14 protein-coding genes are annotated in these 21,558 nt (G+C 64.3%); all 14 read right to left on the bottom strand.

The window, feature by feature from the left end; genetic code table 11:
* Entirely contained in the window at positions 1 to 2,916 is a 2,916-nt protein-coding gene (locus tag JANGC3_RS31045; protein ID WP_017879511.1) for a bifunctional diguanylate cyclase/phosphodiesterase, read from the bottom strand.
* A gap of 159 nt (positions 2,917 to 3,075) precedes the next feature.
* Positions 3,076 to 4,119 (bottom strand): MBL fold metallo-hydrolase, encoded by a 1,044-nt coding sequence (locus tag JANGC3_RS0126445; protein ID WP_017879510.1) that lies wholly within the window; start codon positions 4,117 to 4,119, stop codon positions 3,076 to 3,078.
* Positions 4,120 to 4,514: 395 nt separating this feature from the next.
* The gene (locus JANGC3_RS31040) at positions 4,515 to 4,937 is read right to left on the bottom strand and encodes a 3TM-type holin (RefSeq protein ID WP_017879509.1); all 423 of its coding nucleotides are present in this window, start codon (positions 4,935 to 4,937) and stop codon (positions 4,515 to 4,517) included.
* Positions 4,934 to 5,413: a glycoside hydrolase family 108 protein gene (locus JANGC3_RS0126435; RefSeq protein ID WP_017879508.1), complete on the bottom strand. Its 480-nt coding sequence runs from the start codon at positions 5,411 to 5,413 to the stop codon at positions 4,934 to 4,936. The genes JANGC3_RS31040 and JANGC3_RS0126435 overlap by 4 nt, the downstream gene beginning before the upstream one ends.
* Complete coding sequence (locus JANGC3_RS33070; RefSeq protein ID WP_157407042.1) at positions 5,410 to 5,706, bottom strand: hypothetical protein; 297 nt, start codon at positions 5,704 to 5,706, stop codon at positions 5,410 to 5,412. Before JANGC3_RS33070 ends, JANGC3_RS0126435 begins: the two co-directional genes overlap by 4 nt.
* Positions 5,707 to 5,755: 49 nt before the next feature.
* Entirely contained in the window at positions 5,756 to 8,032 is a 2,277-nt protein-coding gene (locus JANGC3_RS31035) for a C1q-like domain-containing protein (RefSeq protein WP_017879505.1), read from the bottom strand.
* Between the two features lie 45 nt (positions 8,033 to 8,077).
* Positions 8,078 to 14,065, bottom strand: a complete 5,988-nt coding sequence (locus JANGC3_RS0126415; protein ID WP_017879504.1) for a hypothetical protein — start codon at positions 14,063 to 14,065, stop codon at positions 8,078 to 8,080.
* Entirely contained in the window at positions 14,065 to 16,185 is a 2,121-nt protein-coding gene (locus JANGC3_RS0126410; RefSeq protein WP_017879503.1) for a transglycosylase SLT domain-containing protein, read from the bottom strand. Before JANGC3_RS0126410 ends, JANGC3_RS0126415 begins: the two co-directional genes overlap by 1 nt.
* On the bottom strand, positions 16,185 to 16,742 hold the full coding sequence (locus JANGC3_RS31030) for a virion core protein, T7 gp14 family (RefSeq protein WP_017879502.1): 558 nt from the start codon (positions 16,740 to 16,742) through the stop codon (positions 16,185 to 16,187). The genes JANGC3_RS0126410 and JANGC3_RS31030 overlap by 1 nt, the downstream gene beginning before the upstream one ends.
* Before the next feature lie 54 nt (positions 16,743 to 16,796).
* Positions 16,797 to 18,863 carry a hypothetical protein gene (locus JANGC3_RS0126400; protein WP_017879501.1) on the bottom strand — a complete coding sequence of 689 codons (2,067 nt, stop codon included), beginning with the start codon at positions 18,861 to 18,863 and terminating at the stop codon, positions 16,797 to 16,799.
* A complete protein-coding gene (locus JANGC3_RS0126395; RefSeq protein WP_017879500.1) occupies positions 18,860 to 19,531 on the bottom strand; it encodes a hypothetical protein in 672 nt (223 codons plus the stop codon). Before JANGC3_RS0126395 ends, JANGC3_RS0126400 begins: the two co-directional genes overlap by 4 nt.
* 64 nt (positions 19,532 to 19,595) lie before the next feature.
* Positions 19,596 to 19,925, bottom strand: coding sequence for a hypothetical protein (locus tag JANGC3_RS0126390; RefSeq protein WP_017879499.1), 330 nt, complete (start codon positions 19,923 to 19,925; stop codon positions 19,596 to 19,598).
* A gap of 47 nt (positions 19,926 to 19,972) precedes the next feature.
* Entirely contained in the window at positions 19,973 to 20,467 is a 495-nt protein-coding gene (locus JANGC3_RS30270) for a Bbp16 family capsid cement protein (protein ID WP_017879498.1), read from the bottom strand.
* A gap of 67 nt (positions 20,468 to 20,534) precedes the next feature.
* The gene (locus tag JANGC3_RS0126380) at positions 20,535 to 21,554 is read right to left on the bottom strand and encodes a major capsid protein (protein WP_017879497.1); all 1,020 of its coding nucleotides are present in this window, start codon (positions 21,552 to 21,554) and stop codon (positions 20,535 to 20,537) included.
* Positions 21,555 to 21,558: the final 4 nt, after the last annotated feature.

Below are 21,558 nucleotides of genomic sequence, written 5' to 3'. Positions count from 1 at the left end.
TCAAGCGCGCGGCGCCGGCGCCAGCGGGCGCGGTTTGCCGAGCAGGAAGCCCTGGGCGAAATCCACGCCGATCGCCTTCAATTGCTGCAGCGTGTCCTGGTTGCTGACGAATTCGGCGATCGTGCGCCGGCCCATCAGGTGGCTGATCTCGTTGGTGAAGCGGACCATTTCAAAATCGACCTGGCTGCGCCCCATCGCCTGGATGAAGGAGCCGTCGATCTTCACGTAGTCGACCGGCAACTGCTTCAGGTAGGCGAACGAGGCCATGCCGGTGCCGAAATCGTCGAGCGCGAAACTGCAGCCGAGCGCCTTCAACTCGTTGATGAACGACAGCGTCTTGTGCAGGTTGGCGGCGGCGCCCGTTTCGGTGATTTCAAAGCACAGTTTCTGCGGCGGCAGCGACGACGAGCCGATGCGCGCGACCGCGTATTGCCGGAACGCCGGGTCGGCCAGCGTGCGCTGCGACAGGTTAATGCTGCACAGCTCCAGCTCGGCGACGTGCTGTGGATGCTGCTCCAGCCACGCCAGGCTGTGGTCGAGCACCCAGCGGTCGATGCTGGGCATGATGTCGTAGCGCTCGGCCGACGGCAGGAAGGTGCCGGGCAGGATCGGGCCGGCGCTGCCGTTCTTCATGCGCAGCAAGATTTCGTAGTGCAGGCCCCGCGCCGCGCCGCCGAGCGCCTCGATGGGCTGGTAGAACAACTCCAGCTGGTTGGCCCGGAAGGCGTCGCCGACGCGTGTGGTCCAGTACATGTCGTTGCGCCGCTGCACCATCTCGACGTCACCGCTTTTCTGAATGAAGACGCGGTTGCGGCCCGACTCCTTGGCGATGTAACAGGCGTGGTCGGCCAGCCGCAGCGCCTCCTCGACGCTGTCGGCGACGCCGTCGATGGGGATCAGGCCGATGCTCACGCCGAGCTGGAACGAGCGCTCCTTGCAGACGTAGCGGAAGGCGCGGGTGGTTTCAAGCAGCTTGTCGGCCACGCGCATGGCCTCGGCCTCGGTGCAATGCTCGACGATCAGCGCGAACTCGTCGCCGCCGATGCGCGCCAGCGTGTCGCGCTCGCGCACGTGCTGGCCATAGGCGTAGGCGAGCTGGCGCAGCAACTCGTCGCCGGCGCCGTGGCCGCAAGTGTCGTTGATGATCTTGAACTGGTCCAGGTCCATGTACAGCAAGGCGCTGTTTTTCTCGGCCGTCTCCTTGTTACGGTCGAGTGCGCGCTGCAGGCGCACGCTGAATTCGCGCCGGTTGACCAGGCCCGTCAGCGCGTCGTGGGTGGCCTGGTGGCTCAGGCTGTCGAGCAGCCCGCGCGCCTCGGTCACGTCGTGCAGCACCAGCACGGCGCCGTCGGGGCGGCCGTTGGCCAGGTGCAGCGGCGCGCTGGCGTGCTCGACCGAATAGCGGCGCCCGCCGCGCGCCAGCAGCAGCGCGTGGCCGGGCGAGCTGACCGCGCGGTTGTCGCGCAGGCACAAGGCGATCGGATCGTCGGGCGCGGCGGCGCCGTCGGCGTCGCGCAGCTCGACCACGGCGCCGACCGCCTGGCCGCGCGCCTGCGCCTCGCTCCAGCCGGTCATGCGCTCGGCGGCGGCGTTCATGCTGTCGACCAGGCCGTCGAGGTCGGTGGTGACGACGCCGTTGGTGATCGCCTTCAGCGTCACCTGGGCGCGCTCCTTTTCCGCCTCGAGCAGCTTGCGCAGGCGCGTTTGCGCCTCGATGTCGTGCATCACCGACACCGCCACGCGGGCGACGCCGTCGTCATCGTGCACCGGCGCGGCGCTGACGGAAAAGTGCGCCAGCGCGCCATCGGCCTGGCGCGCCAGCACTTGCTCGGCGCTGGCCGGCGCGTCCTGCGCGATGGCGCGCGCCAGCGGATGCTCGTGCGCCGGCAGCGGCCGGCCGTCGGCGTCGGCCAGCTGGAATTGCGCGTAGTCGCGGTAACTGGGCAGCGCAAGCGGCGGCGTGCCGAACAGCCGCTGCGACACATGGTTCTGGTACAGCACGGCGCCGCCCGGCACCTCGGCGAGCACGACCGACACCGGCATCTGGTCGAGGATCGCGGCAAAGCGGTTGCGCTCGGTTTGTATCTGCAGCGCCAGCGCCTCCCTTTCCTGCGACAGCAGTTTCCTGTCGTGGATGTCGACGTTCACGCCCATCAGCAAAAACGCCCGGTCGCGTTCGTTCCAGCGCCAGTCGGCGCGCATGTAAAACCAGCGCCACGCGCCGTCCTTGCGGCGCAAGCGCAGCTCGCACGCCAGCGGCAACGCCGGGCATTGCTGGCGCACCGCGGCGAGCTGCGCGCCCCATCCCGGCGCGTCGTCCGGATGCACCAGCTTGGCCCAGGCGTCGTCCTGTTGGCCCGGTTCGTGCTCCTGATAACCGAGCATCCCGAGGAAGGCCGGGGAAAATTCGATGTGGCCGTTGCCGACCTGCCATTTCCACGTGCCGGCCTTGGCCGCCTCCATGATGCGCTGGGTTTCCTCTTTTTCATCGAGGCATTGTTCGAGCATTTTGTGGGGCGTCAGGTCCAGCGTGACCTTGGAGAAGCCGAGCAACTGGCCGCCGTCGTCGCGCAGCGCGGTCAGGGCGATGTGGGCGAAAAACAGCGAACCGTCCTTTTTCTTGCGCCAGGTCTCTTCGCGGTAATAGCCGTGTTTAGCCGCCTCGCGCAGGTTGTGCGCCGGCCGGTCGCGGGCCACGTCTTCCGGCGTGTACAGGATGCCCAGATACTGGCCCACCGCCTCGTGGGCGAGGTAACCCTTCATCACTTCGGCGGCCCGGTTCCAGGTGGTGATGACGCCGTGCGGGTCCATCAGAAAAATCGCGCATTCCTCGATTTCTTCCGCCATCAGGCGGAACAGTTCCGCCGCCTCGTGCGGCACCGGGACGATGTCGTGTTTGGAATCGGATGTGCTCATAATAGTGGGCTGGCCTCGATACGGGGAAAAAGTGGACGTGGCGCAAGCTTGCCACGGGCGCAATTCGGCCGAATTCGGCCGTTACCGTATAGATCGTTTTTGCGCGCAAGCGTTCCCGCTTCGTCCACGGCGGCGGTTTTTCCACACCGTAGCAATGGCCTAGTCCGCCAACGTATTCACCAAGCCGTAGACGCTGTACCCGATCATATAAGGCAGCTGGTATTCGGGGAACGCGCTGGCGAAGCGTCCCTGTAGCGCCTGGTAATGCGCCTTGCTTCGCGCCGGGTCGCGCAATTCGCGCTTGCGCTGGCCCAGTTCATCGATATAGCCGGCCACCAAGGCCCGCGCCCGCGCCAGGTAGCGCTGCTGTTCACGCACGGCGTCGGCAACGGCGATTGCCTCGCCGCGTCCGCCATACAGCTTCGCCGCCGGTTTGCCGGCGGCCAGCGGCGGCAATTCGGCCACCGCGTCGGACCAGCGCCGCAGATCGGCGTGCGGCTTGCCGTCTACCAGGCCGCCTTCGAGCCACAGATGGGCCTTGGTATGCACCAGGTCGCCGACGAGCAGGTCGCCGGTGGCGTCGATGCGCACCACCACTTGGTGCGCCGCCACGCCGGGATTGTCGAGTTCGAACAAGGACAGCGTTTCGCCGGACTTCAGGCGAATGGTCGAGGACTTGGCAAACGTCGTCTTCACCTGCTCGAAGGCAGGGTAGGTGCCCGGCTTGAAGGCCTCGGCCACGTTCACCCAGAAGTTCTCCTTGTACGCATGCACCAGCGGCATGTCGGCGGCAACGGCCGCGCTGGTGATGGAGTCGACCCCGAGTTGGTGCAGGTAGGGCAGGCCATTGAACTTGTCCGGATTGGCGTGGGTGACGATGACGCGGGTGACGGGGGACGCGGTCTGGCGCTTCACTTGCGCCAGCATGGCGGCGGTCAGCGCCGGCACGAACTGGGTATCGATCAGCGTGACTTCCTGGCCGTCGTCATAATAATAAGTGTGGGTGTCGAAGCCGTTGGCGTCCGACGTGAACGTGCCCAGGGTGCCGGCGCACGCGGCGCCCGCCGCCAGTCCGGCGCAAGCTGCAAGCACCAGCGCGGCGAGCCGCGCCCATGCGTTTTTGCTGTTGCCGGCTGCAGCCGGGGCGCCGGTGGCAAACCGGCTTGCCGGCGCCGTTTTCTTGCCTATGATTGCGCTATGCATGTTCTCTCCTGTCGTGGTGGGGGGGCGGTACTGCTGGGTCCCAGTATGGTTGACAGTGCAATGGAGATAAACGGCGCCGCGCTTACTTAATTTGTAACCACCGGTTCGCAACCGACGGCTAGCCCAGCTTCGATGGATCTGCTTGGACGCGAGTGAAATTTGTCAACGATGTGCAAACTCGCGTAGAATGCGAGCTTCGCGGGTGTAGCTCAATGGTAGAGCAGAAGCTTCCCAAGCTTTAACATAAACCCAGCAAACATGCGGGTTCTGACCAGATTCCAGCACCGCAAAAAGCTAAATTCTTCGCGTTTTCTAGCCCTTGCCGCCGGCAAAATGCGCCTGTTTTGCGGAGCAAATTTAAGCCAGAATACGCGCCCCTTTTACTCGCGCGTAGGTCATGCGACGCCCTTGATTTTCTCGCCCGTCCGCATGGCGCCAAGGCCAAGCAAGGCAAACAGGATGGTTGACATTTCGGAGAAGTCCAATTCGGGCAAGTCAACAGGATGGCCTACCAAAGCCGCGCAGAACGCCAGCAGCGGCCCCAGGATGAATTTAAACGCGAGGGATGCCCCGCACACCCACCCGATGAACGGGCGCCAGCCAGCGACGAACAGGGACGTGCTAGCGGCCTCGGCGGCGTTGACGCCGATCTGCGCTTTCGCCAGGTCGGTCGCGGCGGCAAGCTGGGCCAGCTCGCCATTTTGCACCATCACCGCCAGTTTGAGTTGCGCGTCGGCCTGCGCCGCCGGGTCCGGCCAGACTCTGGTGATGACGCCCTTGATGATGTCGGCCAGCGGCCCGAGCAGCAGCGGGTTCACGCGGCCCCCAGCAGCAGGTTCGCGGCGATGCGGCGCGCCCAGCCCTTGCCGAACGAGGGCCAGACGGCCAACCCGGCCAGGTACTGCTGGCGGTACGCGTTGAAGCGCGCCATGACTTTGATCGGGTCGGTCGCCCGCAGCGCCCCGATGGTCTTCGCGCCGATCACGCCATCTTCGGTGGCGCCGACCGCGCGCTGTAGCCATTTCGCCGCCGGCCCACCGTTATACGCCGCGTCGAACACCTGGAACCCGAGCACCGGGCCGAGCTGGTCGCATTGAAATTTGTCCCAGTAGTCGGCGCGGGCGACGGTTTTGGCGAACGCCAGCGGCAGCGCGCGCATATCCCCGGCGTATCCGCGCGCGCGCGCCACGCGCTCGGTGACGCCGTACATCGTGGCGCCGCCGGTGTCGTCGGGGTGGTCGCTGTAGCCGCCCTCGCTAATTTGCAGCTCGTCGAACGCTTCGTCAAAATTCATTTCATGTGCTCCCTGACCCAGTTGAAGCCCTGGTACGCAGCGGTGCCGAGGCCCGATAGCGCGCTGATAATCATCCACCCGCCGACACTTGCCTTGATCTTCTCGGCCGTCTCGCGCTTGCGCCGCTTTTCATCGATGACCTCAACCAGATACGCGTGATGCTCGCGGTGCATGTCGTCGGGGATGCTTTGAGCGGCAACTTCCTCGCGCACAGCAACCACGACAGCTCGCACAAGGTCGTGCTGGCGATCTGGACGGCGGCGGTCCTCTTTCTGTAATTCTTGATTTGGCATGACGATCCTTTATTCCATTGATGTGACAACCGCACTGGTCGAATAATGTTCACAGTGGCCATGGTGACAACTTGATCACGAGTTGCGAATAGCTTCCCGTGATAGCCTTCCCGCTTACACCAGAAGAGAAAATATCAAGCGTGTCTCCAGCGTTACAGTACACGCGATATCCGCCTGCCATTAATGTCCGGGAAAGCGAGTTGCCCGAAAAATTGAATTCGGTCACAAGTACGGCGTTTTTTCTCAATTGGAATTGATAATACTCGGCGGTCGTGGCGCTAACCACGACGATAGAGAACGCAATGTCGTAGTACCCTGTTACTGGACAGGTAAATACGCCGGTCGCTGTGTTGTACAAGGTGGCCGCGAAAATCTGGAGGTTAACCGCTTCTTGCGTGCCGAATATTACGACTGCCCCCGCCGGAACGGTGGCCGAAGTGGCTTGGCCGATGTATTCCGGCAACGGGCGGCCCGGTATGCAATCGGACGACAGCCCGCCGTCTATCGCGCAATAATCGTAGCGGACATTGAAATTAGACGATGTGAATCCAACGTATTTATTCAGCGTAGCCCCGGAGTTATTTGAGTACGTCGTATCAACCACTCGGATATTTGTCGTGTTTGACGAATTTGCAATTACGAATGCATTACAAATCCCCGCCGTGTCGATTCGCACGTTGCAGTGGTCAATATGAACGCCGCCGACATTTGACCCTGCGCCATCCGGCGCGATGACCACGCCGCCTACGCTTGGGGTGAGCGATCCCGTCGCGTTCCGGTCGTTGAAAATGAAACGGGATTGTGAGATCGTGACGGTGGAACAATAGTCAAGTTTCACGTGAGCAAGGCGCGCAAAATCGAACTCACAGCCGCGCATGGTAATACGATTCGTGCCGCCGGCAATTGAGCCTATCTGGAGATGCGAACCGCCCGAACGTGCTACCCCCGCTGGCGAGTAGCCGCTTCCGACGAATGAGCAATCGAGGAATGAATTTCCCGCGCTGGCGATCGTCGCTCCCATGCCGCAGTAGCCGAACAGCACTTTTTCGAACTTCCACGACCACGCCCCGATTGCTCCGGTCTGGTTGACGCCTTGGCCAGCGCAATCCCACAGCCATGTGTCGATGATGTTGATGCTGGATGACGAGTAGTCGGCATTCGGGAATCCGGTATCGACCCATTGGCGCACGCCGTCGCGCGGGAACGTGGTGATATAGCAACCTACAATCTCGGCGTACTGCCAGCCCTGCACGAAAATGGCGTCCGATGTGCCCGTTGCGCTTTGCCCGTCAAACCGGATACCATAAATCCCGCCGCCGTTGAAAAACCGCGATCCGGTTCCGCCAGACGCGAAACTTTTCGTGCCACGGATATCGAAAACAGGACCATTGGCGATGAATGACCGCAGGATAGTGGCATCGCGCCCGTCCCCTACAAATGCAGTGCCCGGCTGGTCTGCACTGGTTGTGTTATTCCAAGTAATCGGCGCGGTGATTTTGAATGTGCCGGCACCGAACAGTACCCGTTTTCGCTTTTTCGTCACTGCGGCATTGATGGCCGATTGAACTGCCGCAGTGTGGTCCATCGCCATAGCCCCGGACTCAACGTCTGCAATCATGGCGCTCGACATAAATTCAAACACGCGAACATCTTGCCGCTGAAGCCAATTATCTACGGTTGCAGCAACCGCGCCAGTTGCAGCGCGGATTATCCCGATGAGGGATACGCCAATCGAAGCTGCCAGAACACGCTTATCGGCCGCATTGCCGACGTAGGTCACGCCCTCAGTTCCGGCCAGCAATGCCTGTAGCGCGCTCGCGCTCTGCGCTGCCGGCGCCACGGCGACCGGGTTGCCGGACGCATCGAAGCCCAACAGGTTATTAGCCCGCACCTGAGCGGTCGGTAAGTCCCCGTTGATCGTATCGGAGAACGCGAATTTCAGCGAGCGGCCTACTTGCTCGGCGAGCTGCTGCACCTCGATGGTGACTTTGTCCAAGCCGTCCTCAACGACCTTCGGGTAAAACCCGCCGTTGTTCGGAATGCTTTGCCCTTGCAGCGCCGGCACTCGGCTACCGAGGGTAAGCAAGTAGCCCACCGGCGGAGCCACCAGCATGGTCACGGTGCCGCCGGGGGTAGCGTTCTGGTCCGCGCTCAGCGTCACGGTGTAATTCGTCGTCAACGCCAGCGTTGTTTCCGCGCCGGCCGCGTCAGTCTGCACCACCAGCACATCGCTGGCCAGAAAGACCTTGTAGCCGAATGGGTAGGCGGTTTGGGCGCCGGTGCCGCTATACGGCCCTGCTTTGCGGGTGGTGGAAGAGATCGTCATGCGGGGGATTTTCCCCGCATGCTATTCGGTCACGCGCACCCGCCATCACTGCTTGCTTTGCGGGCCGGCCGCCCCTGTAACCGCGCCCCGCGCCATGTCGACCGGCCCTGTGGGGGCGATACGGCCGTCGGCGATGTCGGCCATGTAGCTTATTGGGCGCGCCATCGTCGATGCGGGCAGGCCGGTGGTGAGCGTAATGAGCGTGGCCACGTCGCGCACGGCCTTCGACGGCTTGGCGTCATTGGCAATGGCGTCGTAGACCGACACGGGCGAGCGGGCCGCGCTTTCGATCATGCTGACGGCCGGCGAGGTGGCCACCCGGTCATCATACGGCTTGCTGTTGGTCGCGTTGGCCACCGCGTTGATGCCCTGGCCAACGACCGGGACAAGCGCGGTGGCGGCGCGCAGCGTCCCCCAACCGAATAGCGCCGCCAACCAGTCATCCAGGTACTCGCCGTCCCGGTCCTCGTCCGGCGGCCCGCCACGGAACGCTTGCGCGATCAGCTCGGCGCACCATGCCGGCGCGAGGAAGCCGAACAGCAGCACGTAGAAGCCGCGCCCCAAGCCGTTGCGCAGTCCTACGTCTTCTCCTATTTTGGCGAACTCTGTGCCGAGAACGTTCGCTTGCATGTTGAAATACCCCGTGAACTGGGTGAACAGGCGCACGAATGCGTTGCCGGTTTCAAGCCGGCTGATGTCCTCGGGCAAGGTGCTGCCCTGGGTTTCGCGCACGGCCGAGTCGGCCAGGCGCCGAGCGTAGGTTTTTATCTGGTCATCGGTTGACCCGGCTGGCGCCGACTCCATCGCCTCGTTGTAGGCGCCCAACCACACCATCGGGCCGATTACGTTGTCCACCGCCGACTGCATAAAATACGCGTGCCGCGCCGCCCAGGCTTTCGCATTCTCGTACACGCTCGGGTTGAGCAGGATATCGTTGATGGCGCCGCTCATGTGCGCCACCTCGTTTTCCATCCGGCTGGCCATGTACGGCGACGCCGCGGCGACGGCAGCGGCCACCTGGCGCGGGCTGAGAATGAACTCGGCGGACGCGGCCAGCAGGTATTTTGGCTTGACCTTGAGCAGCGCGATCGATAGACCCGTCACCTGCTGTACGCTGTTCGACACGTTGGCGAACATGGCTGCCATGCCGGCGCGCGAGCGCGTCGCCGAGAAAAACCGCATCATGCCGTTCGATCCGCTTACCGGAGTTTCCACTTGCTGGCGCGCGGTGCGGTTCAACCAGGGCGTCAACAGGCCGTCGAACGCCGCCGGGTCAATCCGGTTTATCGCGTACGCCACCTCGCTTGACGCCAGCACGCGGCGCACGTCGCGGATGGGTTGCTCCAGGTGCGAGAACAACAGCACCTTGTCGATGTGGCCGGACAGGCTGCGCAGGTCCAGCAGCAGCGGCTTGTTGTAATCGACGCGGGCTTTCGTGAAGCCCTTGCCGGTCGAAGGAAACGACGCTTGCAACGTGCTGTTTTCTTCTTCGGCCAGCGCGCGGGTCTTGGCGTCGGCGACGATGCGCGAATCCGCCATCGCCGGGACGTAGCCCCCGGCGTAGCTGCCGAACTGGTTGGTGAAGGCGTCGGCCGTCACCTCGTCGAAGTACCGGCCGAACACGTCGCGGTGCGTTTTCTGCGCCTGCGGCTTCATCTTTTCAAGCAAGTCCCATACGCCCTGGGCGAAGTCGAAGTCTGCCTTGACCAGCCGACCTTCCGCGATCATGCGATCAACAAACGCGTCCCACCGCGAGGTGTCTACGGAGCCGTCTTCGTTCTTGCTCGCCCACTTGCGCCCGAGTAGCAATTTTGTCTTGTTGCTTTCGTTCCCGGTATGCAAGATCGCGTGCAGCAGTTCGGCCTTGCCGGCGCCGCCTTTGTCGTAGCCGAAGGTGTAGTTCAGCTCCGGCGCGGCGATCTTGCCCTGGGTGAGGGTGGGGGCCACGCCATCCAGCAGCTGGCGGTATGCCTTCAAATACTTGGCCTTGTCGACGCGGTAATTGTCGGCACCCTCCTTGACGGGGTTCCAGACGAACTTGCGGAACGCCCCCATTTTGTTAGTGCCGTCCTTGGCGCCAACCCACGACTCGACGCGGCGCGCGGCGGCGCGAAACGATTGCATCATCGACAGCCGGGTTTCGGCTTCGGTGATAGCGTGGCCTTCGCCGGGCGCTTCCGCTGGAATTCCAATTTCTTCCAGCCGCGCGCGCAACGCATGCTGCACCTCCTCGCGGTCCATCAAGTCGCCGTCGATCTCCATCTGGCGGGAGCGACGCGCCAGATACCACAGGCTTTCCACCTCGTCGCGTAAGGCGCGCATTTCCCCGACGGTCAGCTCGTCGAAGGGCTTGGCGCGCTCGGTTGCCGCCGCTACCTGGTCGCTCAGGATCGCATACATGCCCGGGTCGTTGGCCTCGACGAGCGCCAAGTACTCGAGTGCGCCCTTGCCCTGCGTCCCGACCCCGTAGGCGGCCAGGATAGCCCGGGTCGCCTGCACCATGTCCATATCGCGGGTCTTGGTGACGGTATCGGCCTTGCCGGTTGTCATCTTGCGGAAGCGCTCGGCGGTCTTACGCACCTCGTCGCGCGCCTCGTACGCGGCCTTAGCCGCGTAGCTGTTCACCAACTGGTTTTGCTTTTCCTGTGCGGCGGTGGCGATGTCGCCTTTTTTGAACGCGGCATCGGCGGCCTTCGCGGCCCGGCTGGCGGCGGCGCTGTACCGGTTCGGTTTGATATCGGCAACCCTGGTGCGCGCGATTGTCTGCTCGGCGTACAACTTGGCCGCTTTGACCAGCACGGTGCGGTTGCCGGCGGCCAGGTGCAACGCGTTCATTTCGGTGGCCACGGCGCGCAGGCGCATGTCGTTGTGCAGGGCGGCGTCCGCCGCGCGCCCAATGCTATCGGCGTCGGTGAGATCGCCGTAGCGCTCAAGCATGCGCTGGTCGGTGATCGCTTCGATCTTGTCGCGCGCCGGCTCGGCAGTCAGCAAATCGCGCACCATCTGGTCACCGGACGCGTAGCCAAGCATATCGGCCACCACGTCCGGCGCCAGGCCGTCCTTGGCCAACATGCCGAAACCGCCGTATCCAAGCGGCTCCCAATCGAGCAGTGCGAAGCGGTCGCCGTCGCCGCTGTACATTTCCTCTAGCGCGGCGATGCTGAGCTTATTTGGGCCGGCGAGCTTGTCGATCTCGCCGGCCGCGTTGACGAACTCGCCGCGCTTCAAGAGCTGGCGCGCGCGGTTGACCGGCTCGGCCGTTACCTCGGCCTGCACCTCGGCGCGTATGGCTTTCCGCTTGGCGCGCGCGTCGCGCTGCATGGATGAAAGCAGTTTCGACTTGGCGTTCGTCAGCCACTGCATGTCGCGCAGGCTGCGCGTCTCCAAAATGTGAATGGCACTCTGCGTCGCACCCAGGGTGTCGTCGCGGTACTGCCGCCATTCGTCATCACTCATGCCGTCCGGCTTGGACTCGAACAGGCCGGCATAGCCGCGAACGGCCTCGGCTTCCACGATAGTTTCCGTGGTCGCCAGCATGCGGTCGAACACGCCGCGCACGTCGGCGCTCAATTCGACGTTGAGGGCCTTGAGCGACTTGTAGACGTTTAGCATCCACGCGCGGAAGCGCGAGAACAGGTCTTGCATTTCTACGTTCGGCGCCTTGCCTTCGAACAGGTAAGCTTCGAAGCCGCGGGCGAACTGCTCGTGGCTTTCGCGCTTGCCTTCCAGATCAAGCGCATTCCAGGTCGTCAGGTCCGCCACGCCGAACCACTTCAGCACGGTATCCATGTCGTCGGTGATGCCGGCCGGCGCATCCGGCCGGCTGGCCATGTCAGCCATCACCTCAAGGAAGAAATGCCCCGACTCATGTAGGAAGGTGGACAGGTCCGCTTTCGCCAGCAGGCTGATCGTGTTCGTTTCAGGATTGAAGGAACCGCGATTGCCCTGTTCCAGCACCTTGCCCGGCGCCACGCGGTACATGCTTTCAGACGTGGTGAAAGCACGGTTTTTGCCTTTGTTCTCGATGAAGCCGAAACGCTTATAGAAGGCGGTGAGTCGCTTCTTATTGCCACCGAAGTCCGCCGATGGTGAAAGAACGACGTGCTTGCCGGCCGCATCGGCGTAGTCGATTAGCGCCTGCATCGCCGCAGTGCCTTTTCCGGCGCCGCGCGCAGCATCCGGGACGATGATCTGCGAAAGAGTAACCCGGTCGCTGGATTCGAAGATACCGTGCTTGATTCCGGCGCTATCCCATTGTTGACGCACATCGTCAAGTGTCGGCCCCTGATCCAACCTCGCCCCGCCCAGCACCTCGGCCGTCACCTTGAGCGGGTAGCGTGCCGCCATTTCCGTGGGGGTGATGCCGAGCTTTGCCGCCTGCACCGCGTAGAAGCTACCCATCATCGTGGCGTACGCGGTATTTACGTCGGGGGAGAGCCGTCCCGCCGCCGTCAACTGGCCCAGCACCTGCGCCGTCACCTCGTCGCGTGACGCTTTGAACGCCGCGTCGCCCTGTTGCTCAATCAGTGCCTTTGCCACCTCGGCCTGCAGGTCCGCGCCCTGGCTCTGCATGTACGCTTGCGCCTCGGCCTGCGACATGCCGCCCACGTCCGTTTTCAAGTGCGGCAGCATGGCGGCGGCAAAGTCGCTGCCGGCAATGCGCGCGGCGAACTCGTCGACCGGAATGCGGATATCGCCACCAGTGGCCGCCGCGTCGTTCATCTGCTCGGCCACTGCCGACGAGAGTTGCGCGAGGGCGGCCACGTCGACGCCGGACTGCGCCAGCGTGTTGGCGCTAATGTACACGTCCTGCACCGGCCCATCGGCCATCGCCTCCTTGATGAAGGTTTGGAAAGCTGCTGGATCGCGGGCGCGCAGCTTCGACGCGGCGGCCAGGTCGTTCATCGCCGCCAGCGCCGCCGCATCTCGTTCGGCGGCCTGCGCATCGCTGCCGCGCGCTTGCACCCGGCCGACGGCACCGCTCGCAGCAGCCATAACGCCGGCTTGGGTGATGGTGGCCACCAGCGTTTGGTACGCCGCGCCTGGGCGCTCTTCCAGATACTGCCCCCAGGTCTTGTCGGGGTTCGCTATTGCGGTATCCACCGCGTCCTGTGTCAGCGTTGCGAGCTGCTCGCTGGGAATCTCGCGCGCGAGCAGGCCGGCGAGGAAGTGGCCCGCGCCGGCCTTGCCGAACTGGTTCACCATGAAACTCATCGGTATCATTTCGGTGCCGACCTCGATAGCCCCCTCGCCCACGGCGCCGGCCAGCGCTTGGCCGGCGGTGGCGCCTCGCGCGCGGTACTTGCCGTACGCGTCGGCCTCGGTCTGGGCGCCCATCGTCGCCAGCAGCGGCGCCGGGGTGCGGGTGAGTAGCGACGCGGCCAGCCCTGGGATCATGCGGACGATGCTCTCTCCACCCCCGTAGACGCCGCGCAACGTCGGCGATTCGATCTCCGGGCGCCCTACATCCGCCTGGAGACTCGCCAGGCTGTATTTGCGCATGGCGTCGTCGCGCACCGCGTCGAAGCCGAACGCGTCCGCCAACTGCATTCGGATGCCTTCGCGTGCCATGCGCGCGCCGATAGGGAGCGAATTGGCGAGTCCGCTAAGGACGGACCCGAAGGAAGCCTTTGGCCCGCTGATAGGGCCAATGGTGCTTTCGATGTCAGCCAGGTTCTGCGTGTCGTCGTGCGCTACGGCCGCGTTTGCAGGGTCGGACAGGAACCGGGTAGTAGACGGGTATTTCTTGTTGAACTGGTCGATGCCCAGGGCATCGAGCTTTGCGCGCCGCTCCACGCCGGGTTGGTCGAGCCGCACCGCGTCGACGGGCAGATTGTACTGGCGGGCCAGCCCTTGAAGCCGGGCCTCCACGTCGGGCTGCTTATCGATCGACACTTGCATGGCGCCGCGCAGCGCGCGCGCGCTATCCTGCTCAAGTGTTTGCAGATAGGGGTTCGTGGCGGCCGCGCCGCCCGGCGCCGTGGCCGGCGCGGATTGATCCAGGGCCACCAGAAAGGGGTTGTCGACTGCCATTATTTAATGCCTTTGCTGAGCTTGTATAGGTCGAGAATCGAGTTTTCGTTGACGGGTTTGTTGCGCGCCCGAAGCGCGGCGATGACCTGCTCCCGATCCGCGCTCGGCACGGCAACCTTGTCGCCTTCGCCCAGCATCACAGCGGATTTCGTGCCATCAAACCACCAGGATCGGTTCACGCCGACTGTGGTGAAGAGCTTCGACAGAACGGTCGTGACCTCTTCCGACTTCAGTTTGCGCCCCGCGACTTTTTCGGCTTCGCTCAGTCGTTTTTCGACGGTAGACCAAATCTTGCCGACCGTCTTGGCGCCGGCAGCGTCGGTGTCTCGCGGCGTGGGGTCGATACCAATTTCCCGGATGTACTGGTTGACGACATCGTGCGTCGACCGCAGCCGCGTGGTGTCGCCCACTTTGCCGGTGAGCAGGTTCTGCTGCTCTTCCGTCAAGCTTTTGAATTCGGTGTCACCCAGCTTGTCGCGCAAGGCCATCAGGTTTGTGGCGCCCAGCACCGCCGTATCGGTTTTGAGCTTGTAGAAAAGCGCCCAGTCGGTTTGCACGGTCTGCCCCTTGCCAATCTTGTCGCCGAACGCCATTACCGAGTCCCATTTATCGGGCGCGTACTGCATCACGTCGGCTTTAATGTCCGGGGAGAGCGCCGGCACGTTGCCCTTGTTCTGCATCAGGGCTTGATACGCGGCCTGGGTTGCGTTCTCGCCCTGCACCTTGCGGTTGCCCATGAAGTCGGTGTACTGGCGCGTCCCCTCGGCCAGCGCGGCCTGTAGCAAGCGCGGATCGGGGTCGGCGCCGAGCTGCGCGCGGATGCGGTCGTGCACATCCTGCTGTGACGGGATAGGGGCGACGGTACTTTTCTGCATCTTGGCCACGTTGTTGGCGACGTACGCCTGCGTCTCCTTCGGCATCAGCACCAGCCAGTCGGCGCCGGTTTTTTTCGCGGTGGTCATCGCCGCATCCAGGGCGCCGGGGCCTGCGTTGTAAGCGGCCCATGCCTTGGCCGGGTCGCCGGCGTAGCGTTGCACCATCGTGCGCAGGTAGTCGCGTCCGACGCGCGCGCGCTCTTCCGGGCTGGCGTCGGCAGCCGGTTTGATGCCAAAGCCGGGATTGGTATTCGTGGCCGGCATCACCTGCATGATGCCTTGTGCGCCCTTGGGGCTAGTCACCGTTGAACCGTCCCGGTTCGTCTCGCGGCCACCGCTCTCGGCCTGCGCCGTGATCTGCACCATGCGGTCGCCGTCGGTCGGCGTCAGCTTGGCTTGCAGCGACTGCATGGCGTTCTGCGCGGTGTTGGTGGCGACGCGGGCGCGCATGTCGGTCTTGATCAGGCCGTTCGCTTTCAACAAGTCGTCGGCGGACATCTGGCCCTTCTTCGATTCGATGTAGGACAGGGCGTAGGCCGGCTCGTTGTTTTGCAGGGCGGAATCGATGACCCCGGAATGGATCGCGCTGGTGGTGGCCTGGATCTTGGCCTGGGTCAGGTTGGCCGGTTCTCCCGCGATCTGCCCCGCCTTCCACACCGCCGCCTGTGCGCTGGCGATCTGCGGCGCGAGCAGGTCCGGCTTGTTCCAGTTCAGTTTCGCGGCGTCGCTGGCCAGCTTGACGGTGCCCTGCTGCGTTTCCAGCCCGAACTGCCGGTATTCCTGGAGCATGTGGCTTTGCACCTGGCCGCCGAACGAGGTAGCCAGTGCGGTGGCTTGCTCGTTGAACACGCGGCGCTGCGCGTCGTTGCCCAGGCCGGCCGCCGTGGCGCTGATGGTGTCCTGCAGTTGCTCGCCGTACGACTGCGGCAGCGAGCGGCCCAGCAGGTCGGGGTCAAGCGCAGCGGCGCCCTTCTTGTTGGCGTAGCCGTTCTCCGGGTTATAGGTCAGGTCGAGCTGCTGCTGGCGCACCGCATTCAATGCCGCGTCGACGCGCACCTGATTGGCCATGCCCTGGGCGTTAACCTCTTCCTGCGTGAGTTGCTGGCCGACCTGTTGAAGCGCGGCGCCGAGCGCGGCCTGCTCGCGCACCGGCGCGCCGGTATCCACCTGGGCCGGCGCACGGTAGGGATTGGGGGCTTGCTGCGGCGCGACTTGCGCGCTGTCGTAGACGGGGACGCGGGGCATCAGCCATTCCCCCACATGCTGGACCACTTGTTTTTGACCGTGGTGCCGAAGTCGGCCGTGCCCTTCAGATTGGCCTTGGCGTCCCACTGGCTGGCAACGTTGGACGCGCCGGTAAGCAGGGAGGTGCCGGCCGCCATCCAGGGGCTGATGGTGTCAGCGGCGCCCTCGGCGCGCTGCGCGTCGACCACGTAGCTCGACGCCTGGGTGCGGTAGCCCCAAGCCTGCATCATGGCGTTGTCATGGATTTGCAGCGCGTCGCGCTCGCTCATAAACTTGGTGGTGGTCAAAATCTCGTTGGCGCTGCCACTGCCCAGGTCGACGCCGTTGGCGGCAAGTTGCGCCCGCTGGGCGCCGAACAAGGCGCCGGTTTTAAGGGCGTGGTTTTCCTCCGCAGTCTGGCCGGAGCGAACGGCGTCGGAGGCGCTGGCCTCGGCGAACGCCGCATTCGACTGTGCTACCGACGCCTGGTATTCCAGTGACGAACGTTGATTTTGTGCTTGCCCGTAGGCGGCGCCGGCGGACGAGATCGCGCCGGCTGCGGTGATGGCTAGGCCCATTGTGATCCTCCAGTATGCGGCGAGTGTGCCGGACACATGGCGCCTCACGCGCACCTAGCCGCCCGTCGCCACCTCGAGCGCAATCGACACTACGGTCAGCGGCAGCGGATCGGACTGGCGCACGCAGATTGCGCCGTCCGGCCCCCACGAAGGCGAAACCATCACCGATACCTCGCCCGACTTGAGCGCCGGCGGCGTTCCCCACGGCTCGTTGGTGCGCTCCTTCACCTCGATCAGGGTATCGAACGTAGGTCCGGCGAAAATGCCGCTGGAGCGCTGCACCCGCAACCACACCTTGTTCACGTTCTTCGGCTTGCCAACGCCGGCGGCGGCGTCGATCTGCAACGCCAGCGGCAGGGTTTGCAGATCGGCGGTGATCGGCAGGCCCACCTGCACCTTGCTGGCGGCGTTCTGTAGCGTGACGGCGCCGCCGGTGACAACTCGCTGCGGCTGCACGGCGCCATCGGCCAAGATGCTGACCGTCTGCCCCTCCAGCCAGGTCAAGCCGGAGATCGTCGTGGCCGCCGCGCCGGTGTAGGTGGCGCCGCAATCGACGAAGAACGCGTCGGCAGGCGTGGCGAAATAGCGTGTGTGCATCCGCTCGACGTACCGTTTCGTCACACCGCCAATGGTGCGGCGCACGACGGCGTACAGCATTTCCTCGCTGGCCACCTGGCCGGCCGGCGTCTCGGTGATCGTGCACACCGCCTCGAACGCGCCGTTGATCGTGTCGTGGCGGTGCCAGGCCGCCACCTGCTGCTCCGGCACGTAGGTCATGCCCAGCAAGTTGCCGTTGCTCGACACGCACCACAGCACCGGGGTGGGCGCCCGCGAGAACGCCATGTCGATGATGTTGTTGTAGTCGAACAGGTGCGGCGCCAGGATAGAAATGTCGTTCGCCTGGTAGCCGTTGGCTTGCCAACTGTAGGACATTTCCCGGATGCGGCCGCCGCGCGCCTGGGCGAACAACACGGAGTTGCCCACCAGGGCGGGGGTGACGTTGTTGCACCCGATGTACGACTGCGGCCTGACCTGCACCGAGGATGGCGTCAGAACGTCGCCGGCGGGGTTCACCCGCCATTCACACGACGGCGTCAGCAAGATCAAACTTGCCGCCGGCACGATGTGGCGGATGGCGCTGGCCTCGCGCGCGGCGATGCGAAACGCCACGCGGTTGTCGTCGCGCGTTGGGATCGAGTACGACATGTTCGACTCGGTACCCGACTTGGTGGCCCAGAAGTTTTGCGGCAGGTTGTTGGTGCCAGCGAAGCACCGGCGCTGCTCGAAGTAGCTCACCGCCCCCGGGTAATTACCGGCGGCATCGTTGAAGCCGGTATCGTTGATCGGCGGCGTGCGCGCCACGTCGGGGGTGATGTTGTTATCGACGAAGGACAGACTGGCCGCCTGGCCAATAAATCCGTACAGGCCGTTGGCCAGCTTGTATACGTTGTACCGGGCGATAGTGCCGGCCGGCGCTGCCCAGCTAATCGTGTTGTAGTGGCCCGAGATGGTCAGATCGTTGGTGATGACCGCCGACGCGCCGGACGCTACCGTCTCTTCCAGGTTGGCCGTGTTCACCGCAGTGACGACGTACTGGTATGGCGTGGCCCCTGCAAGCGTTGGCACGGCGGTGACGCCTGTAGGAACGTTGACCGGCGCCTGGAACGTCGGTGCCGTCAGCGTCCAGCTCAACGCGCCCAGCCGGCGCAGCTCTTGCACAGAATAGTTCGGATGAACGAGCGTCAGCACGTCGGCCGATTGCACGTAGTGGATATCGAGCAGGTCGGCGGCCGCGTACGGGTTCGCCACCTCGTACGGCACGCCGGCGGACAGCAGCGTCGCGCCGTTGGAGTGGAAGCGGAAGTAGCCGGCGCCGACCTCGATCGCCATGGTCTGCGTCACGCTGTAGGTAAACGGGATCAAGCGCGTGGCGACCGCGCTGTTCTTCACTTCGCGCACAAACTCGAAGCCGGCGCGGCTTTCCACCGGCCCGTGCGGCAGCACCTTGAAGTTGCGGCAAATGGCCAGCCCGGCCTGCAACTTGCTCAGGTCGATGCGGCCGAACAGTTCCGGCGTGAGTTCGCCCGCGGCGAACGACTTGGCGAGGGTGCGCTGGCTCATCGTCCAGCCATCCAGGATGTGCTTTGCTGCGCGACGTGGCGCTGCTGGTTGGCGTCGGATGCGGCGGCCTGGGCGAACCACATACGGAACTCTTGCATCATCGCTTTGGCCACGGCGCGCCCTTCGCTGCCCTTAATCACCGGCCCCGCCAGGCGAGCGGCCAGCAGCATGACAAGCGCCTCTTCGAACAGCGGCGAAAACTGGCTGCTGTCCGTCACGCGCGCGGTGTAGCGCAGTACCGCGCCTGCCTGGTTCGTCAGGATGATCTGCGCGCCGGCGCTGTTCGATTCGCAGGTAAAGGTTTGTGGTGTGTAGGCGATCGCGTTGCTCTCGTAGACATCGCCCCAGTTGGCGTAATTCGCGGCGCCGGCGCTGATGTCGTCCAGCGCGTCGGGAGCCAGCACCGCCAGCAAGTTGATGGTGTCGGCCGGCGCCGCGTATGCGTAGCGCCACGAGCTGGGCGGTGCTTCGGCCAGCAACGCCAGCGGGGCGCGCCTGGTGGTAAATCCCCATGAGTGCAATTCCAGCAGCGTATCGCGTGCCATGGGGTAGAAGCGCGCGCAATGGTCGGCTTGGGCGCTACCCTCGGGTGGGGACAGGCTGGCCACCGTGGCGTCGTCGCCCAGGCTGGCCAGCGCGGCATTGCACAGGTCTACGTCAGAACTCAAGGCGTTCTCCTAACAGAAAAGGGGCCGAAGCCCCTGGGTATTGCTACTTGGCGATGCGGGGCTGTTACACCAGCGGGTCGGCGTCGGCTGACTTGGAGTGCTTCGACGAGGGCTTCACCGGCTGCGCCATGGCCGCCGCGATGGCGTCGGAAATCATGGCTGGCATGGCTTGGAAGCAGGCCAGCATCTTGTCGACGTCCTCGCCGCTGTTGGCGGACGCCATGGCGCGCACGCGGGCCGCGTTCGACTCCAGGTATTCTTGATACTTGGCGCGGCCGGCGTCGCACGTCGGCTCCAGATTTTCGGCTGGCAGGCCGTCGTAGTCGACGAGCGCGCCGGCTTCGAACAGTTCGTTGCCGATCAGGGATTTTTCTTTTACGAGGTATTTTGGCATGGCGATTCTTTCTTGTTGAGGCGGGGGTCGAAGCCCCCGTCAGGGGCTTACAGGACCGCGAAGCCCGATTTGCCGTAGATGTTGGCGATGTCCGCGATGTTCTTGACGATGGCGGCGGTGAACGAGCCAGCCGTCAGCGGGCCGGTTGCGACGGTATATCGGAGGCCGACATACCGTCGCGGCGCCAGCGGGGAGGCGCGGTCAACGTGCAGCGCAACCAGCGCACCCAGCACCAGCGTGGCCTTGCCAATAGGGCCGGTGGTACAGATCACCTCCACGTTCGTAGTCAACGCGGCGTCGTCCGCCTGGATGTATTCGAACGTGACGGTGGCGGCGCCGGCGGCGGTGGCGGCCACGGTGACGCCGATGGCGATTTCCAATGGCTCGCCGCGGCCCAGGTCGTTGGGTTGGTTTGCGCCCAGCGTCAGCGGGTTGGTGTCGAGCGTGTTGGTCGACACGGCGGTCGCCGTCACGGCTTGGCCAGTCAGCGCGCCGGCGGCGGATACGCTGCCCGAGAGCAGCAAGAAGTTATCGAGAATCATGGTGTTGCGTCCTTGTAGAATGTGAGGAAGACGAAGTCGCCCCGCCGTGCTGGCCGGGGCGCGGGCGTTACACCACCCGGCTTTCGGTGTTCAGCAGCTGGTCGACCTTGCGCAGCGGCACACCCAGGAAGCGGGTCATCGAATACGGCGTCCCGAACTGGGTGTTGGCCTGCTCGATGGACAGTGCGTTTGCAGACTTGCCCATGGCAGCGACGCGCAACATGCTGTACACCGTGCGGTTCGCGTAGAACACCGCACGGCCCATCGACAGGCTTGGCACACGGTCCAGCGCGCGGCTCATCAGATTGATGATCTGCGTCGCGGCGGTGGCGGCCTGGGTGCCGGACTGGCCGGTCAGGTCGGTCACGTTGATGTTTGCGATGCGCACCACGTAGCGCCAGTCCTTGACGGCCACGCCATTTTTCCACTGGTACAGCGCGCGCATGGCTTGGAAGAAGTTGCCGTTCGCGTCCGGGACCGATTCTTCGCCCAGGTCTTGATGCATCAGACCGGCTTTGCTGCCCTTCGGGAATGGGCAGAACACAGTGTTCTCGCCCCACACCACCAGGTAGATGGAACAGTTGTTGGTGCCGGTACCGCCGGCGTCCAGGATGTTAGCGCCGTTTACCGCGCCCAGCGAGCTGTAACGGGTCTGCAAGCCCAGGAACTGGCGGGGGTCGGTTGCTGGGTTGCCATAGAACAGCGCGCCGGCCATGGTCTGGTTCATCGCCTCGATGAACGCCTGGTCCTCGGACAGGCGGAAGTCGGCGGTGTTGCCGTTCAGCTTGGCCAGCTCGACGTCAATATGGCTGCGGGCTTCCAGGATGCCGCACGACTCGTCCACCTGGGCAGTGACCGACTTGGAGGTCGGCACGCCCTGGTTGATCATGCGGTAGTAGACGACGGGCAGGCCGGTGCGGATGGTCAAACGGTGGCCGGTTGGCAGGTTTCCTTCGAGGAAGACGGCGTCCTCCAAAATTTCATTGGTCTGCGAAAGCAGTTCGGCCACCTTCGGCACTTGGCCGTTCGGGTCGAGGCGCTTAGCCCAGTCTGCCAGCGTCAACGCGCCAGTTGCGAGTAAAGCCATGATG

The sequence above is a fragment of the Janthinobacterium sp. CG3 genome (assembly GCF_000344615.1).
GTDB lineage: Bacteria > Pseudomonadota > Gammaproteobacteria > Burkholderiales > Burkholderiaceae_D > Janthinobacterium.
Note: the sequence above shows the minus strand (reverse complement) of the source record. Positions and strands in the feature narration are given on the sequence as shown.

What these genes read in the sequence shown, in the direction of transcription:
- JANGC3_RS0126380 (WP_017879497.1), bottom strand. Translation starts at nt 21,554, where the DNA reads ATGGCTTTACTCGCAACTGGCGCGTTGACGCTGGCAGACTGGGCTAAG.
- JANGC3_RS31035 (WP_017879505.1), bottom strand. Translation starts at nt 8,032, where the DNA reads ATGACGATCTCTTCCACCACCCGCAAAGCAGGGCCGTATAGCGGCACC.
- JANGC3_RS0126390 (WP_017879499.1), bottom strand. Translation starts at nt 19,925, where the DNA reads ATGCCAAAATACCTCGTAAAAGAAAAATCCCTGATCGGCAACGAACTG.
- JANGC3_RS33070 (WP_157407042.1), bottom strand. Translation starts at nt 5,706, where the DNA reads ATGCCAAATCAAGAATTACAGAAAGAGGACCGCCGCCGTCCAGATCGC.
- JANGC3_RS0126445 (WP_017879510.1), bottom strand. Translation starts at nt 4,119, where the DNA reads ATGCATAGCGCAATCATAGGCAAGAAAACGGCGCCGGCAAGCCGGTTT.
- JANGC3_RS30270 (WP_017879498.1), bottom strand. Translation starts at nt 20,467, where the DNA reads ATGATTCTCGATAACTTCTTGCTGCTCTCGGGCAGCGTATCCGCCGCC.
- JANGC3_RS0126400 (WP_017879501.1), bottom strand. Translation starts at nt 18,863, where the DNA reads ATGAGCCAGCGCACCCTCGCCAAGTCGTTCGCCGCGGGCGAACTCACG.
- JANGC3_RS0126410 (WP_017879503.1), bottom strand. Translation starts at nt 16,185, where the DNA reads ATGCCCCGCGTCCCCGTCTACGACAGCGCGCAAGTCGCGCCGCAGCAA.
- JANGC3_RS0126415 (WP_017879504.1), bottom strand. Translation starts at nt 14,065, where the DNA reads ATGGCAGTCGACAACCCCTTTCTGGTGGCCCTGGATCAATCCGCGCCG.
- JANGC3_RS31030 (WP_017879502.1), bottom strand. Translation starts at nt 16,742, where the DNA reads ATGGGCCTAGCCATCACCGCAGCCGGCGCGATCTCGTCCGCCGGCGCC.
- JANGC3_RS31045 (WP_017879511.1), bottom strand. Translation starts at nt 2,916, where the DNA reads ATGAGCACATCCGATTCCAAACACGACATCGTCCCGGTGCCGCACGAG.
- JANGC3_RS0126435 (WP_017879508.1), bottom strand. Translation starts at nt 5,413, where the DNA reads ATGAATTTTGACGAAGCGTTCGACGAGCTGCAAATTAGCGAGGGCGGC.